This window comes from Phaeobacter sp. SYSU ZJ3003 (assembly GCF_041300735.1).
Classification (GTDB): Bacteria; Pseudomonadota; Alphaproteobacteria; order Rhodobacterales; family Rhodobacteraceae; genus Phycobacter; species Phycobacter gallaeciensis_A.
This window is the reverse complement of the sequence record NZ_PXNU01000002.1, coordinates 219,737-235,589: the sequence shown is the minus strand read 5'-3', so window position 1 is coordinate 235,589 and position 15,853 is coordinate 219,737. Positions and strand designations below refer to the sequence as shown.

Below are 15,853 nucleotides of genomic sequence, written 5' to 3'. Positions count from 1 at the left end.
CGGGCACCGGTTTGGATCATTCCGGAATGCCCCGCTGCCGCACAAGAGCGCGAGATGGGCAATAATCGCTTTGCATTTCCGCTGCATCAGCCCATGTACTGACTCACCACGATTTGCCGGAGACCCGACATGACGCGATACACCAAAGATCCAGATGCCATTGCTGCCCTGTCAGACGAAGAGTACTACGTCACGCAGAAATCCGGCACCGAACGCCCCGGCACGGGTAAGTTGCTGCACAACAAGGCGCCAGGCATCTATGTGGATATCGTCTCGGGGGAGCCGCTGTTCGCATCGTCCGACAAATATGAATCCGGCTGCGGCTGGCCCAGTTTCACCAAACCCATCGAACCGGCGCATGTGGCCGAACTGGAAGACCGCTCGCTGGGCATGATCCGTACCGAGGTCCGCTCGGCTCATGGTGACAGCCATCTGGGCCACGTGTTCCCGGATGGCCCGCTGGACCGGGGTGGCCTGCGCTATTGTATCAACTCGGCGTCACTGCGCTTTGTTCCTCTCGACGAGATGGAGGCCGAAGGCTATGGCGACTATATCGACCAAGTGGAGGATAACAGATGAGCAATCCTGAACGTGCCGTTCTGGCCGGCGGTTGTTTCTGGGGCATGCAGGACCTGATCCGCAAACGCCCCGGGGTGATCAAGACCCGCGTCGGCTATACCGGCGGTGATGTCCCCAATGCCACCTACCGCGATCACGGAACCCATGCCGAAGGGATCGAAATCCTGTTTGATCCGGAAAAGACCTCTTACCGGGAATTGCTGGAGTTCTTCTTTCAGATCCACGATCCGACCACGGTGAACCGGCAGGGCAATGACATCGGGATGAGCTATCGCTCAGCCATCTACTATGTGGATGACGCGCAAAAGGCCGTGGCCGAAGACACCATTGCCGATGTGAATGCCTCGGGTATCTGGCCTGGCAAGGTGGTAACCGAACTGGAACCCGTCGGTGATTTCTGGGAGGCAGAGCCCGAGCATCAGGACTATCTGGAGCGTCTGCCGAATGGCTATACCTGCCATTTCCCGCGCCCCGACTGGGTGCTGCCGAAACGGGCTGATGCCGCGGAATAGAGCCTGATATCATCGGAATATAAGGTGCTAAACCCGTCCTTGCTGCCGCAAGGGCGGGTTCTTTATTTCTGGGTATCAGCCCAGTGCCACGCGCGGGCGGCCGCTGGCCTCGGCGGTGATGAAGGCTTCGACAAATACCTCGCGCGCCTCGACCTGGGCGGTGCGGATGTCCCGTTCCACATGCACATGGATATCCTCGGCTCCTGCCGCGCGGGCCTCTTTCTCTGCCTCTTGGCTCAGATGGGTTTCAAGCAAGGCCAGCGCGTCCTCTGAGGCGCTGAAATCCTGCGGCCCATCCTCCAGATGTACCCGGAATTTCCCCTCGGCAGGGGAAGTCACGGTGCCGCTGCGACGCAGGGTGACGCGGCCGACGACGGCGCCGATGGCATTGGCGACCCCGGCGTGTTCGGGCAGGATCATCCGGCAATGCAGGCGCTCTCCCACCGCCGGGTAGTAACTGGGGGCCGAGGCACCAAGCCCCACCACATCCACGTTCAGCGCCGCGCTGAGCGACAGCATGCCCCGGTGATTTTCCAATCCCCTGCGCAGCAGGATATGGCGGGCCAGCTGATCCGCAGGCAGTCCGAATGTGTCGCCTTCTTCGGCAAAAGCAGTCTCTAACAAAGCTAATGATGTCTGTTCTGTCAGCTGGTCGATGATCATACGGGCCAGGGTTTCGGCATCGGGGGCAAGGGGGTCGCCGCTGCCGATGCGGCGGCGGGCAAAGATGGTCAGCGCCTTTTCGGCGGCTGCGCTGTCCCAATCGTTCAGGCGGCCCAGTACATGGGAGGCATCCGACGGGGTGACGCCGGCCAACTGCACCAGCCCGCGATCCACCAACCGGTTCAGGGCGCCTTGCTCCATCCGGGTGCGCAGCACGGCGCCAAGAGGATGCACATCGGTGCCGATCCGCTCCAGCAGGGCCGTCTCCCGCTCTCCGAGGCCGCTTGTCGGCTGACCTGGGATCGCCCGGACAAACCTGCCGTCGTGTTCCCCGACAACCGTTGCGTTGATCTGCCGGTCCAGCGCCGCATGCACCACCTCCGGCGCCTGATGGGCGATCAGAGAGACCGGGACCACCCGGCGCGGACCCAGGGTCACCCCGCCGTTCAACCCTTCGCTTTGGATATGGACCTGGCTGTCGCCGCCCAGACCGGTGGTGCGCATGGCGACGGCCTCTACCATGGTTCGGTAATCTCCGACCCGCGCCCCGGCCGGATCTATGGCCGGTTTTCCGCCCCGGATCAGCGCCACGTCGGTGGTGGTGCCGCCGATATCGCTGACCAGCGCGGTGTCGACCCCGGTCATCCAGCGGGCGCCAACGATCGAGGCTGCCGGGCCGCTGAGGATGGTTTCGATGGGGCGTTCCCGCGCCTGTTCTGCCGACATCAGGGCGCCATCGCCGCGCACGACCAACATCGGCGCCGTGATCCCGAGGTCCGCCAATGTGTGCTGTGCCCGCCCGATCAGCCGGTCGATCATCCCGATCAGCCGCGCGTTCAGCACCGCTGTCAGCGCCCGTTTCGGCCCGTTGAGTTTTGCCGATAGCTGGTGCGAACAGGTGACTGGCGCGCCGGTTGCTTCGGTGATGATCCGGGCGGCCTCCAGCTCATGCGCGGGGTTGCGGGTGGCAAAGACACCGGCCACGGCATAGCCGCTCACCCCTGCCGATTCAGTCTCTAAAAAGGCCATTAGCGCGTCTGTATCAAGCGGCGCAGCCTCGCTTCCGGCATGGGTATGCCCTCCCCCCAACACCAGCGCCGGATCGCCTTTCAGCGCGTCGCGCAACCCGTGACGTTCCAGATCTTCGGGGGCAAAGCCGATATAGATCAGCGCCACGCGTCCACCTTGCCCTTCGACCAACGCATTGGTGGCCAGGGTGGTGGACAATGCCGCCAGCGAAATCTCCTGCGGCGCGACGCCGGACTGGTCCAGCACTGCCCGCACCGCACCGCCGACGCCGATGGCCAGATCGTGGCGGGTGGTCAGAGATTTGGCCGATGCGATCACCTCTTCCTCGTCGCGGATCAGCACCGCATCCGTATAGGTCCCGCCCGTATCCACACCGAGTAGCAGCGCCATCGCCTGATCCTTTTCCGTTCGCTGCCCCCGGTTTAGCGCCGTTTTCGCCCCGGTCCATCCCGTTTGCGTCATCGCGGATATTTCCGCCCTTGCCGGGCAGCCCTCTGCGACGCATCTATTGGGGCATGACAAAAACACTTCTCTGTATCGGATATGGCTACTCGGCCCGGGCGCTGGCGCGGCGGATGCTGGCGCGGGGCTGGCGGGTGATTGGCACCACGCGGGATCTGGGTGAGGCCCAGCCGGATGAGGACGTGGAGCTGCTGCAATGGCCCGGCGCGAACGTCCCGCTGGAGGGCGTCACCCATGTGCTCTCCTCGGTTGGTCCGAATGCGGATGGCGATCCGGTGATGGAGGCGCTGCGGGAGGAACTGGCGGCGCGCGCGGCGTCCGGACAGTTCGACTGGGTCGGTTATCTCTCCACCACCGCCGTCTATGGCGATCAGGGCGGCGCCTGGGTGGATGAGGACACGCCCGTTGCCCCCTCCAGCCGTCGCGGCAACTGGCGCGCGCAGGCCGAGGCGGCATGGCAGGCGATACCGGATCTACCGCTGCACATCTTTCGCCTCGCGGGCATCTACGGTCCCGGCCGCGGTCCCTTTGCCAAGCTGATGGCGGGCAAGGCGCGGCGCATCGTGAAGCCCGGACAGGTGTTTTCCCGCATCCACGTGGAGGATATCGCGACGGTGCTGGAGGCCTCGATCGACCGACCCAACCCGGGTGCGATCTACAATGTCTGCGATGATGAACCCGCTCCGCCGCAGGATGTGCTTGGTTACGGCGCGGAGCTGCTGGGCCTGCCGGTGCCTGCCGAAGTGCCCTTTGATGAGGCCGGAATGACCCCGATGGCGCGCAGTTTCTACGGTGAGAACAAGCGCGTTCGGAATACCCGCATCAAGGAGGAACTGGGCGTGAGGCTGGCCTATCCCGATTACCGCACGGGCCTGCGCGCGGTGAAATTGGCTGAGAATCTGGAAAGTTACACGCCCCCGGCGGATCCGCCAGCCTTGTAGTACGACCAATCGGCCGGGCCTCTCCAGGCAGTCACAGGCTTATTGACGGCGTGTTAAGCCCGCTTTTCCCCAATCGTCGCGATATCCAGAACCTCCAGCACCTTGGCTTCGATCTGCGGGGCGTTCATGGCGGCCACGTCGTACATATCCGCCGGGCTGGCCTGATCGATGAAAGTATCGGGCAACACCATCGAGCGGAACTTCAGGCCGGAATCGAAAACGCCTTCCTCGGCGAGGAGCTGCGCAACGTGGCTGCCGAAACCGCCCACTGCGCCTTCCTCGATGGTGATCAGCGCCTCGTGACCTTCGGCCAGCTGCAGGATCATCTCGCGGTCCAAGGGTTTGGCGAACCGCGCATCCGCGATAGTGGGCGTGATCCCCTTGGCAGACAGGGACTCGGCCGCCTTTTTCACCTCACCCAGACGGGTGCCGAAAGACAGGATCGCAACGCGGGCGCCTTTCTGGATCATCCGGCCCTTACCGATCTCCAGAACTTCGGCCTCTTCGGGCATATCGACACCTTCGCCCTCTCCGCGGGGATAGCGGAAGGCGATGGGGCCGTCATCGTGGGCGGCGGCGGTGGCGACCATGTGTTTCAGTTCGGCCTCGTCGGCGGCGGCCATCACCACCATGCCGGGCAGGTTGGCCATATAGGCGATGTCGAAGCTGCCTGCGTGGGTGGCGCCATCGGCGCCCACCAGACCAGCGCGGTCGATGGCGAAACGCACCGGCAGGCGCTGGATTGCCACATCGTGCACCACCTGATCATAGCCGCGTTGCAGGAAGGTGGAATACATCGCGCAGAAGGGCTTCATGCCCCCGGCAGCCAGTGCGGCGGCAAAGGTGACGCCATGCTGTTCTGCAATGCCGACGTCAAAGGTGCGCGAGGGGTAGCGTTCGGCCATCAGCCCCAGGCCGGTGCCATCGGGCATGGCGGCGGTGACAGCGCAGATCTTGTCGTCCTTCGCGGCCAGCTTCACCAGCTCGTCGCCAAAGACCGAGGTATAGGACGGCGCGTTCGACGGCGGCTTGTTCTGCTTGCCGGTGATGACGTCAAAGGTCGCCGTGGCGTGGCCTTTGTCATCGGCGCGCTCGGCGGGGGCGTATCCCTTTCCCTTTTTCGTCAGCACGTGGATCAGGATCGGTCCCGAGGCGCGCGCCTTGACCGTGCGCAGCACCGGCAAAAGCTGGTCCATGTCGTGCCCATCGATGGGTCCGAGGTAGGAAAAGCCTAAGGATTCAAACAGGGTGCCGCCGACGGCCATGCCCTTCAGCATGTCCTTGGCGCGTTTGGCACCTTCGCGGAAGGGTTCCGGCAGCAAGGAGGCAGCGCCCTTGGCCACGGCCTTCAGCTCCTGAAAGGGTTCTTCGGCGTAAAGGCGCGACAGGTAGGACGACAGCGCGCCCACCGGTGGGGCAATCGACATTTCATTGTCGTTGAGGATCACAATCAGCCGCTTGCCCAGGTGGCCGGCGTTGTTCATTGCCTCGAAGGCCATGCCAGCCGACATGGCGCCATCGCCGATCACCGCGATGGCATCACCCAGTCCTTCGGGCACGTTGCCCCCCAGATCGCGGGCGACAGCGAACCCCAGCGCCGCGCTGATCGAGGTGGAGCTATGGGCGGCGCCAAAGGGGTCGTAGGGAGATTCGACGCGTTTGGTGAAGCCGGACAGCCCGTCTTTCTTGCGCAGGGTGCGGATGCGGTCGCGGCGGCCTGTCAGGATCTTGTGCGGATAGCACTGGTGGGAGACATCCCAGATCACCTTGTCGCGCGGCGTGTCGAACACCGCGTGTAGCGCCACTGTCAGCTCCACCACGCCAAGGCCTGCGCCCAGGTGGCCGCCCGTTTCAGAAACGGCGGAAACGGTCTCCTGGCGCAGCTCGTCCGCGACCTGCGTCAGCTGGCGGTCGCTGAGGCCTTTCAGATCCGCAGGGCGGGCGATCTGATCCAGTAGCGGGGTATGGGGCCTCTCAGACATGGCTCCTCCTCGGGAGTGGCGCAGCAAATGGTGCGCAGGTTAGCTATCGCGCGCAATAACGAAGCGGGCGGCGTCCTTCAAGATTGCAGCCTCCTCCCCATAGGAAGAAAGCGCGGAACAGGCGGTGCCGCACAGCTCTTCTGCGCGGGCTTTTGCCGGTTCCAACCCCAGCAGGGAGACAAAGGTGGCCTTGCCAGCGGTTTCGTCCTTGCGCAGGGCCTTGCCGACCTTGCTGGCATCGCCTTCAACATCCAAGATGTCGTCAGCGATCTGAAAAGCAAGCCCTAGCGCCGAGGCGTAGGCCTGCAAAGGCCCGGTATCCGCGCCGGCCAGAACCGCACCGGCGGTGGCGGACCATTCGATCAGGCAACCGGTCTTGCGGGCTTGCAGCCGGGTGATTTCGTCAAGTGTCAGCGGCGTGCCTGCGGTTTCCGCGGCGATGTCCATCATCTGCCCCGAAACCATGCCGTCCTTGCCTGCGGATTGCGCCAGCGCCCGGATCAGCACCAGCGCCTGCGGGCCGATGTGATCGGCAGCTAACAGTTCAAAGGCAAATGTCTGCAAGGCATCCCCGGCGAGCGTCGCCGTGGCCTCGTCCCATTTGCGGTGCAGGGTCGGCTGACCCCGGCGCAGGTCGTCATCGTCCATGCAGGGCAGATCGTCATGCACGAGCGAATAGGCGTGCACGCATTCGATGGCCAGCGCCGCATCCAGCGCGGCGGTTGCATCGACACCATGCAAGCGGGCGCTTTCCAGCACCAGAAATCCGCGCAGCATCTTGCCGCCGATCATGGCATAGCGCATGGCATCGTGCAGCCGGTCGGTGCCGCTCAGCCGCATGTCCATATGGGCGGTGATCCGGGTCTGGGCATCCAGCAGCGCCGCCTGAAAGGCGCGCGTGTCCGCCTGCATCTCCGTGGTCATGCCCTCAGCCCGCATCCAGCGGCTGGGTGCCGGTCGGGGTGCCATTTGCATCCAGGGTGATGGCGGCGACCTTTTCCTCGGCGCGCTTCAGCTCGTCCTCGCAGCGTTTCTTCAGCGCCGCGCCGCGTTCGTACAGCGCGATCGAGGCATCCAGCGCCACATCGCCGCGTTCCAGCTGATCCACCACGCGTTCCAGCTCGTGCATGGCCTGTTCAAAGCTCATCTCTTCGACGGGGGTCTGGGTCTCGGTCATCTGGCTGCCTCTGTCAGTTCTTCCACATGCGCCCGGGCGGAGACGGGCAGGGCGTTCAGATCATATCTGCACGTCAAAGTCGAGGTGTGAGAGCGGCATAAACGCGCCGTGGAAAGGCGGCAGCTTTACCGGTCTGGGGCGGGGCCGGGGGTGGCTCAGTCCGGCGCCAGCATATAGCCCGCACCGCGCACGGTTTGCAGGTATTGCGGTTGTTTCGGGTTGGGTTCGATCTTGCGGCGCAGGCGGGTGATCTGCACGTCCACGGCGCGTTCTTGCGCCTGGCCCCGGTCGCGGCCCAGATCCTCGACCAGTTTTGCCCGGCTGATCGGCTCTCCGGGCTGGGCGGAAAAGATCTTCATCAGCTGGCTTTCGGTGCCGGTGAGGCGGATCAGATCGTCCCCCTGCCACATCTCGCCCCGTTCGATGTCATAGCGGATGGCGCCGAGGTGCAGAACCTTGGGAATGCTGTCCTCGGCCACGGTATCGGGCATCCGGCGCAGGATGGCGTTGACGCGCAGCAGCAGCTCCTTGGGCTCAAACGGTTTGGAGAGGTAATCGTCGGCCCCGGCCTCCAGCCCGGCGATGCGGTCATCGGTTTCACCCTTGGCGGTCAGCAGCAGGATCGGCGTGGTCATGGTTTCGCGCAAGGCGCGGGTCAGGCTGACGCCATCCTCGCCCGGCATCATCACATCCATGATAATCAGATCGAAATCGAGGCCGGCCAGCAGCCGCCGGGCATGGGCGCCGTCGCGCGCGGCGGTAACAAGGAACCCGGCCCGCATCAGGAACTTCTTCAACAGGCTGCGGATGCGCTCATCATCATCCACGATCATCAGATGTGCGTCGTTGGTGCTCATGATCCGGTTTCCCGCAGCTTGGCATAGACCCGGCGCATATCCGCATCCATCATCGCTTCCAGCACCTTCTTGAAGCCCTGTACCGCCTCGGGGCCGGCTTCTTTATAGGCGCTGCGCATGCGGGCGCGCTGGGCATCGGACAGTGCCGTTTCCAGGGCCACGCCCTTTTCGGTGAGGTAAAGATGCCGTTCCCGCTTGTCGGCGGTGCCGACCCTGCTTTCGACCAGCCCGTCTTCGATCAGGGTGCGCAGTACCCGGTTCAGCGATTGCTTGGTGACGCCCAGAATGGTCAACAGGTTGTTGACCGTTGTGCCCGGCGCCCGGTTGATAAAGTGGATCGCCCGGTGATGCGCCCGGCCATAGGCCATTTCGGCGAGGATCCGGTCGGGATCTGCGGTAAAACCCCGGTAGGCAAAGAACACCGCCTCGATCCCCTGGCGGAGCTGTTCGTCCGTCAGAAACAACAGGCTTTCGCCGCCAAAACCCTGTCCTGAACGCCCTTCCGGCATGGCTGTCCCCTCCACTGCTCTCACAGGCAGTTTAAGTCAGCGTTATTGACATTCCAAGGGTGAAGATGTATCGAATCGCAGCTTTGGCGCAACAATATGTCCGCTCCGGTCATTTCGAGCGCAACTTATGAAAACATCGATGGATTTAGTGGAGGTGCGGCATGGCCGGATATGATGACCGTGACGGATTGATCTGGATGGACGGGGAGATGGTCGAATGGCGGGATGCCAAGGTGCATATCCTGACCCATGCGATGCATTATGCGTCTTCCGTTTTTGAGGGCGAGCGCGCCTATAACGGCAAGATCTTCAAGAGCCGCGAACACTCCGAGCGCCTGATCGCCTCGGCCGAGGCGCTGGACATGCCGATGCCCTATACCGTGGATCAGATCGAAGCCGCCAAGGAGGAGACCCTGAAGGCCTCGGGTCTGACCGACGCCTATGTGCGGGCGCTGGTCTGGCGCGGCGCGGGCGAAGACATGGGCGTGGCTTCGGCCAAGAACCCGGTGCGGATGGCGGTCGCCGTCTGGGGCTGGGGTGCCTATTACGGCGACGCCAAGATGCAGGGCGCCAAGCTGGACATCGCAGAGTGGAAACGCCCGAGCCCGGAAACCATCCCGGTGCACGCCAAGGCGGCCGGCCTTTACATGATCTGCACCATCTCCAAGCACAAGGCCGAGGCCAAGGGCTGCTCGGATGCGCTGTTCATGGATTACCGCGGCTACGTGGCCGAGGCGACCGGCGCCAATATCTTCTTCGTGAAGGATGGCGAAGTGCATACGCCGCTGCCCGATTGCTTCCTCAACGGTCTCACCCGTCAGACCGTGATCGGCATGCTGAAGGACCGTGGCATCACCGTGCACGAGCGCCACATCATGCCCGAGGAAATGGAAGGCTTTGAACAGTGCTGGCTAACCGGCACCGCTGCCGAGGTCACCCCGGTGGGCGAGATCGGCCCCTACACGTTCGAAGTCGGCGCGCTGACCCGCGAGATCGCCGAGGCCTATGAGGCGCTGGTGCGCAGCTGATCCGTCAGATCTGTTGGTAAGATGCAAAAGCGCGGACCGATTGGCCCGCGCTTTTTCTGTTTCAGCACCTGCGGTGCAGTGGGCGCCCGGTGGCGGGGCTGTCAGACCACCTCGGTGGTGACTTCAATATTGCCGCGGGTGGCGTTGGAATAGGGGCAGATGGCGTGGCCCGCATCGGCGATGCGTTGGGCTTCGGCCTTGTCCACACCGGGCATGGAGACCTTGAGGGTGACCGACAGGCCAAAGCCGCCTTCGGCGCGCGGGCCGATGCCAACCGCAGCATCGACAGAAACATCGTCGGGCACCCTGGCCAGGGATGTGTCCTGGGTCGTGGCGAATTTCATCGCACCGATATAGCAGGCCGCATATCCGGCGGCAAAAAGCTGTTCCGGGTTGCTGCCTTTACCGCCGCCGCCCATTTCGCGGGGCGGATCCAGATCGAAATGAACCTCGCTGCCGTGGATGCTGGCCTTGCCGTCGCGGCCGCCCGTTGCAGTGGCGCCTGCGGTGTAGATCGGGGTGATGGACATGTTGCCTCCTTTTTGAATCGTGTACGATTATATCGTGTACGATATAAATAGAGGCTACGAGCCAAAAATCAACCGCTTGCGATTAAAGCGTGCGCGACATAAATCATGAAGACATGGACCGGACCCTGAAAATTGACGATCTTCTGTGCTTCTCGCTCTATTCGGCGAACCACGCGCTGACGCGGCTGTACCGTCCCCTGCTGGCGCCCTTGGGCCTGACCTATCCGCAGTATCTGGTGCTGGTGGCCCTGTGGGAGCAGGACGAACAGAAAGTCAGCGATCTGGGCAAGCGGCTGGATCTGGAAACCAATACGCTGACGCCGCTGTTGAAGCGGATGGAAAGCACAGGCTACCTGACCCGCCGCCGCAATCCCGAGGATGAGCGCAGCCTGATCGTGTCCCTGACCGACAAGGGGCAGGCTCTGCAGGCCGAGGCGCAGGAAATTTCCACCTGCGTCATCGAGGCGATGGGCGGCGATCTGAATGAGCTGATCGAATTGCGCGACCGGGTAAACGCCCTGCGCGCGCGGCTGGACTCCGCCTGACCTGGCCAGCCCGTCCTTTCACCGCGCGGGCAGGGGGTCACAAAACGTTCGTCAAAGTTTCATTTTGAGCGCGGAAAGATTTTACATTGGCGCGGTCTGTCTGGCGCCACCTATCCAATGTAACAGACAGGGGAATCTCATGTCTTCTCATCGCTTTATGCGCCCCAGCCGCCGGGCTTTCCTGGCGGGTGGTACCGCTTTTGCTGCCTCGCTGGCGGCGCCCTCGATTTCGCGTGCTTCGGCGCGCCCGGTCTTTACGCACGGCGTTCAGTCCGGCGACGTGGACACCATGTCCGGGATGATCTGGACCCGCACCGACCGCCCCGCGCGGGTGATGATGGAAGTCTCCACCACCGAAAGCTTTGCCAATGCGCGCCAGCTGGCGCCGCTGACCGCAGGCCCCAGCAACGATTTCGCCGTCAAGCGCATGGTTGATGGCCTGCCGTCGGATCAGGATATCTTCTACCGTTTTGTGGCTGCGGATCTGAACGATCTGCAGGCGACATCGGACCCCATCGTCGGTCAGTTCCGCACCGCGCCGACCGCGCGCCGCGATGTGCGTTTTGCCTGGTCGGGCGACACCGCCGGTCAGGGCTGGGGCATCGATGACGAAGGCATGCGCACCTATGCGACCATGGCCCAGCACCGCCCCGATTTCTTCATCCACTCGGGCGATACCATCTATGCCGATGGCCCGATGCAGGACGAGGTCGAAAAGGACGGTCAGCTGATCTGGAAGAACGCCACCCTGATCGACGAAAAGCGCAAAGTCGCCGAGACCCTGGACGAATTCCGCGGCCAGTGGAAATACAACATGATGGACGAGCATGTGCGCGAAATGAACGCCCTGTGCCCGACCTTCTTCCAGTGGGACGACCACGAGGTTGTCAACAACTGGTCCGATTCCAAGGATCTGAGCGGCGACGACCGCTACACCGAGAAGAACGTGCATGTGCTGGCGGCCCGCTCGGCCAAGGCGTTCCACGAGATGACCCCGATCAGCTATACGCCTGCCGAACCCGGCCGGGTGTACCGCAAGATCGGCTACGGCCCGATGCTGGACGTCTTCTTCCTCGATCTGCGCAGCTATCGCGCGGGCAACAGCCTGGGTCTGCAGGAAAACCCCGCGGATGAGGCAACCACTCTTCTGGGCGCCGAGCAGATCGCATGGCTCAAGCGTGAGCTGGTGAAATCCACCGCCACCTGGAAAGTCATCGCCTGCGACATGCCCATCGGTCTGGTCGTGCGCGACGGTGAGCGAGTCGAGGCGATCTCGAACGGTGAAGATGGCAGCGCCAAGGGCCGCGAATTCGAAATCGCTGACCTGCTGCGCTTCATCAAGACCGCCAAGATCGACAACACCGTCTGGTTCACTGCCGATGTGCACTACACTGCGGCGCATTACTACAACCCGGACAAGGCGGCCTTCCAGGACTTCGAACCTTTCTGGGAGTTCGTCTCCGGCCCGCTCCATGCCGGCACCTTTGGTCCGAACGCGCTGGACGGCACCTTTGGCCCCGAAGTGAAGTTCGTGAAGGCCCCGACCGAGGAGCAGGGTGCCAACCTGCCGCCCTCGATGGGTCTGCAGTTCTTCGGTCTGGTGGACATCGACGGCGCCACCCAGCAGATGACCGTGCGCCTGATGGACCGCGCCGATCAGGAGTTGTGGAAGATCACCCTGGATCCCAAGGGCGCCAGCATCTGATCCATCTGCCCGTAAGGACAGAGGCAATCAAAGAACCGATGGCCCGGGGCGACGTCCCGGGCCAATTTACCAATTTCATTGTCTTGCCGTTTGACCCGCCAATGAAATGCGCCTTAGCTCTGCGGGGTGTCGAGGCGGAATTTCAGGAAACGGGTGCCATCGTAGTCGATCTCTTCCAGAAACCGCGCGCCCAGCCGGGACAGCGCGCCCAGTGATTTGCGCGAAGGCGGCAACAGGAAGGTGACATAGGGAATGCGCGCATCATGCCGCGCAAACTCCAGCAATTGCCGCGATATGCGCGGCCCAAGGCCAAAGCAGTCTGGCCGCAGAACCAGCCCGAGATCCCATTCCTCCCCTTCCTTTTCAAATCCGCCCCATCCGACATAGGCGCCATCAGCCAGAAACGCCCAATGGCCCAACTCGTCTTGCTGCCAGCGCGCCTCTTTCATCTCAACGAATTGGCGCACCATCGCGGCATCCCAGCCTTCGGTCATCAAGGGCAGATGCGTCGCCACGCGGGGATCGGACATATGCGCCAGGATCTGCGCGGGCGATACGTCGGTCAGACGCGCCAGCGTGATTGCGGGCGGGAGGAAACTGGGGGAAGTCTCGGTCAAGGCGGCGGTCCGTAGAGGGTATCGTCAATCCCCGCATAGTGGCGCCATGCAGGGCGTCCGGGCCAATCACATTGCCGTGGCTGCCTTGCCCTTATCCCCCCTTGGGATCGGTGACCGCGCGCGCCTTGCCGCGTTCCAGCCCCAAGCGGCTTTCGCGCCAGATCACCAGCCCATTGCCCGCGATTACCAGCGTCGCACCGGCCAGCATGACAAAGGTCGGCAGCTCGTCGAACCAGAAATAGCCAAGCAGGATCGCAAAGATCATCGAGACATAATCATAGGGCGCCAGCATCGAGGCAGGCGCAAACCGGTAGGAAGAAGTCACGAGGATCTGCGCAATCCCGCCAACAAGGCCAGCCCCGATCAGCATCGCCAGAACCTCTCCGCTGGGCATGACCCAGCCAAAGGGCAGCGTCAGCAGCGACAGCGCGGATGCGGTCAGCGAGAAATAGAACACGATGGCGGCGGTCGGCTCGGTCATCACCATGCGGCGCACGTGGATCTGCACGAACCCCCGCGCGATGGTTGCGCCCAGCACCAGAAGCGCGCCCAGCGTCGCCCCGTCCGACAGATCCGCGCCAGAACCAAGCCGCGGCCAAATCATGATCATCACCCCGACAAGGCCGATGGCAACGGCCGAGATCCGCACCATGCGAATGGTCTCGCCCAGAAACACGGCCGCCAGGATCAGCGTGAAGATCGGTGTCGCATAGCCGATGGCTGTCACCTCGGGCAGCGGCAAGAGGCCAAGGCCAAGGAACGTCATCCCCATCGCAGAGGTTCCCACCAACCCGCGCCAGACGTGTACCATCGGGTTCTTCGTCTTCAGCCCGTCGCGCAGATCGCCGCGCAGGGCCAGCCAGACCACGATCACCGGGATGGCAAAGAAGGAACGGAAGAACACCGCCTCACCTGTCGGAACCTCTTCTGATACCGCCTTGATCAGAGCCGAGAGCATGGTGAATAGACCGATGGCGGCGACTTTCAGCAGAATCGCCAGAATCGGTCGATGCGATGTTAAGGGTTTTGTCATGGCGGGGAACCTGCGCCCCTGCGCGGCAAAGATCAATGGCTTGATTTTCCGCCCCGCTCTGGCGCAGATACCTGCGTTGATGAAGGAGCCAGCCGATGTATGATGCCAACCACCTGATTTCCCGGCTGCGGGCCGCCTCAATTGGCCATGAGACGCGCAATTTCGCCACTTTCCCGGCACGGGCCAGCATGACATTCGGCGAATTGTTTGCCGGTGCCGAGCGCAACGCGGCAGCGCTGGTGGCGATGGGAGTTCAGCCCGGTGACCGGGTTGCGGTGCAGGTTGAAAAGACCATCGAGGCGATCCAGCTTTACCTTGGCACGGTGATGGCGGGGGGTGTCTTCCTGCCCTTGAACACCGCCTATACCACGCCTGAGGTGGCTTATTTCCTTGGCGATGCCAGCCCCCGCGTAGTGGTCTGCGATCCCGCTCGCGAGGACGACATCGCCGAAATTGCAGGTGACGCCCGCGTGGTGACGCTGGATGGCAAGGGTCTGGGCAGCCTGACCGATGCCGTCGTGGGGCGTGGCGGCTTTGATCCGGTGCCGCGCGGGCCGGATGATCTGGCGGCGATCCTCTATACCTCGGGCACCACCGGGCGCTCCAAAGGTGCGATGCTGAGCCATGAGAACCTCGCGTCGAACTCGCTGATGCTGCGCGACTACTGGCAGTTCACCGATCAGGACGTGCTGATCCACGCGCTGCCGATCTTTCACACTCACGGGCTGTTCGTGGCGACCAATGTGGCGCTGCTGGCCGGGGCGCGGCTGGTGTTCCTCAAGGGCTTCAACGCAGACGAGATATTGGAGGCGATGCCACGCGCCACGGCATTGATGGGGGTTCCGACCTTCTACACGCGCCTGCTGGCGGATCCGCGCCTGACGCGCGAACGCGCCGAGAACATGCGCCTTTTCATCTCCGGCTCGGCGCCTTTGTTGGTGGACACGCATGAGGAATGGGAGGCCCGGACCGGGCACCGTATTCTGGAACGCTATGGCATGACCGAAACCAACATGAGCACCTCGAACCCCTATGAGGGCGAACGCCGCGCAGGCACCGTGGGCTTTCCCCTGCCGGGGGTCGAGGCGCGGATCATGGCGGGGGACAAGGAAGTCCCGACGGGCGAGACCGGCGTCCTTCATGTGCGCGGGGCCAATGTGTTTCAGGGCTACTGGCAGATGCCGGAAAAGACCGCCGAGGAACTGCTTCCCGATGGCTGGTTCATCACCGGGGACATGGCCCGCATGGACGAAGACGGCTATGTCACCATCGTCGGCCGGGAAAAGGATCTGGTGATCACCGGCGGCTTCAACGTCTACCCCAAAGAGGTGGAAAGCCTGATCGATGATCTCCCCGGCGTCTTGGAAAGCGCGGTGATCGGCGTGCCGCATCCTGATTTCGGCGAGGCAGTGGTGGCCGTGGTTGTCCCCACGGGCGAAGGCACCAGTTCGGAGGCGGTGAAGGCGGCGTTGTCGGGGCAATTGGCGAAGTTCAAGCAGCCCAAAGAGGTGATCCTGCTCGACGCCCTGCCACGCAACACCATGGGCAAGGTGCAGAAAAAGGCCCTGCGCGAAGACTATGCCGAGCTGTTTGCCTGAGTTTCGCCCGGCCGATAGGTCGGGCTGCGCCTGCCTGTCCCCCGGCAGGCGCATATGCGCCTCCCCAGGCAGGCACCGCCCTAGTC

At 63.3% G+C, this 15,853-nt stretch carries 16 protein-coding genes; 7 read left to right on the top strand and 9 right to left on the bottom strand.

Annotated elements, in window-relative coordinates; genetic code table 11:
- The first annotated feature begins 129 nt into the window (after positions 1–129).
- Complete coding sequence (gene msrB / locus C6W91_RS02610) at positions 130–579, top strand: peptide-methionine (R)-S-oxide reductase MsrB (protein WP_065271970.1); 450 nt, start codon at positions 130–132, stop codon at positions 577–579.
- A complete protein-coding gene (gene msrA / locus C6W91_RS02605; RefSeq protein ID WP_274829969.1) occupies positions 576–1,091 on the top strand; it encodes a peptide-methionine (S)-S-oxide reductase MsrA in 516 nt (171 codons plus the stop codon). Before msrB ends, msrA begins: the two co-directional genes overlap by 4 nt.
- 75 nt (positions 1,092–1,166) lie before the next feature.
- Here the strand turns inward: msrA and C6W91_RS02600 are convergent, their stop codons facing one another.
- Positions 1,167–3,173, bottom strand: coding sequence for a hydantoinase/oxoprolinase family protein (locus tag C6W91_RS02600; RefSeq protein ID WP_274839789.1), 2,007 nt, complete (start codon positions 3,171–3,173; stop codon positions 1,167–1,169).
- A gap of 125 nt (positions 3,174–3,298) precedes the next feature.
- On the opposite strand from C6W91_RS02600, the gene C6W91_RS02595 reads away from it, so the two are divergent.
- Positions 3,299–4,186 (top strand): SDR family oxidoreductase, encoded by an 888-nt coding sequence (locus tag C6W91_RS02595; RefSeq protein WP_274839790.1) that lies wholly within the window; start codon positions 3,299–3,301, stop codon positions 4,184–4,186.
- Between the two features lie 53 nt (positions 4,187–4,239).
- On the opposite strand, the gene dxs is transcribed toward C6W91_RS02595, so the two are convergent.
- The 5 genes from dxs to C6W91_RS02570 form a co-directional block, all read right to left on the bottom strand.
- A complete protein-coding gene (gene dxs, locus C6W91_RS02590; RefSeq protein WP_274839791.1) occupies positions 4,240–6,168 on the bottom strand; it encodes a 1-deoxy-D-xylulose-5-phosphate synthase in 1,929 nt (642 codons plus the stop codon).
- A 39-nt stretch (positions 6,169–6,207) separates the two neighbouring features.
- Positions 6,208–7,092, bottom strand: coding sequence for a polyprenyl synthetase family protein (locus C6W91_RS02585; RefSeq protein WP_370570412.1), 885 nt, complete (start codon positions 7,090–7,092; stop codon positions 6,208–6,210).
- Between the two features lie 4 nt (positions 7,093–7,096).
- Positions 7,097–7,345: an exodeoxyribonuclease VII small subunit gene (locus tag C6W91_RS02580; RefSeq protein WP_065271967.1), complete on the bottom strand. Its 249-nt coding sequence runs from the start codon at positions 7,343–7,345 to the stop codon at positions 7,097–7,099.
- 155 nt (positions 7,346–7,500) lie between these two features.
- Positions 7,501–8,202 (bottom strand): response regulator, encoded by a 702-nt coding sequence (locus C6W91_RS02575; protein WP_065271966.1) that lies wholly within the window; start codon positions 8,200–8,202, stop codon positions 7,501–7,503.
- On the bottom strand, positions 8,199–8,711 hold the full coding sequence (locus C6W91_RS02570; protein WP_065271965.1) for a MarR family winged helix-turn-helix transcriptional regulator: 513 nt from the start codon (positions 8,709–8,711) through the stop codon (positions 8,199–8,201). Before C6W91_RS02570 ends, C6W91_RS02575 begins: the two co-directional genes overlap by 4 nt.
- 161 nt (positions 8,712–8,872) lie before the next feature.
- Between C6W91_RS02570 and C6W91_RS02565 the strand changes: the two genes are divergently transcribed.
- Positions 8,873–9,739: a branched-chain amino acid aminotransferase gene (locus C6W91_RS02565; RefSeq protein ID WP_274829965.1), complete on the top strand. Its 867-nt coding sequence runs from the start codon at positions 8,873–8,875 to the stop codon at positions 9,737–9,739.
- A gap of 101 nt (positions 9,740–9,840) precedes the next feature.
- On the opposite strand, the gene C6W91_RS02560 is transcribed toward C6W91_RS02565, so the two are convergent.
- Positions 9,841–10,269: an organic hydroperoxide resistance protein gene (locus C6W91_RS02560; protein ID WP_274839792.1), complete on the bottom strand. Its 429-nt coding sequence runs from the start codon at positions 10,267–10,269 to the stop codon at positions 9,841–9,843.
- A 113-nt stretch (positions 10,270–10,382) separates the two neighbouring features.
- On the opposite strand from C6W91_RS02560, the gene C6W91_RS02555 reads away from it, so the two are divergent.
- Both C6W91_RS02555 and C6W91_RS02550 read left to right on the top strand, forming a co-directional pair.
- Complete coding sequence (locus C6W91_RS02555; protein ID WP_274833160.1) at positions 10,383–10,814, top strand: MarR family winged helix-turn-helix transcriptional regulator; 432 nt, start codon at positions 10,383–10,385, stop codon at positions 10,812–10,814.
- Between the two features lie 139 nt (positions 10,815–10,953).
- Positions 10,954–12,519 carry an alkaline phosphatase gene (locus C6W91_RS02550; RefSeq protein ID WP_274839793.1) on the top strand — a complete coding sequence of 522 codons (1,566 nt, stop codon included), beginning with the start codon at positions 10,954–10,956 and terminating at the stop codon, positions 12,517–12,519.
- 113 nt (positions 12,520–12,632) lie between these two features.
- On the opposite strand, the gene C6W91_RS02545 is transcribed toward C6W91_RS02550, so the two are convergent.
- Positions 12,633–13,136, bottom strand: coding sequence for a GNAT family N-acetyltransferase (locus C6W91_RS02545; RefSeq protein ID WP_274839794.1), 504 nt, complete (start codon positions 13,134–13,136; stop codon positions 12,633–12,635).
- 91 nt (positions 13,137–13,227) lie between these two features.
- Entirely contained in the window at positions 13,228–14,169 is a 942-nt protein-coding gene (locus tag C6W91_RS02540; protein ID WP_065271959.1) for a DMT family transporter, read from the bottom strand.
- 95 nt (positions 14,170–14,264) lie between these two features.
- Here C6W91_RS02540 and C6W91_RS02535 point away from each other — a divergent pair, with 95 nt between their 5' ends.
- Positions 14,265–15,767 (top strand): malonyl-CoA synthase, encoded by a 1,503-nt coding sequence (locus tag C6W91_RS02535; protein WP_274839795.1) that lies wholly within the window; start codon positions 14,265–14,267, stop codon positions 15,765–15,767.
- Positions 15,768–15,853 lie beyond the last annotated feature (86 nt).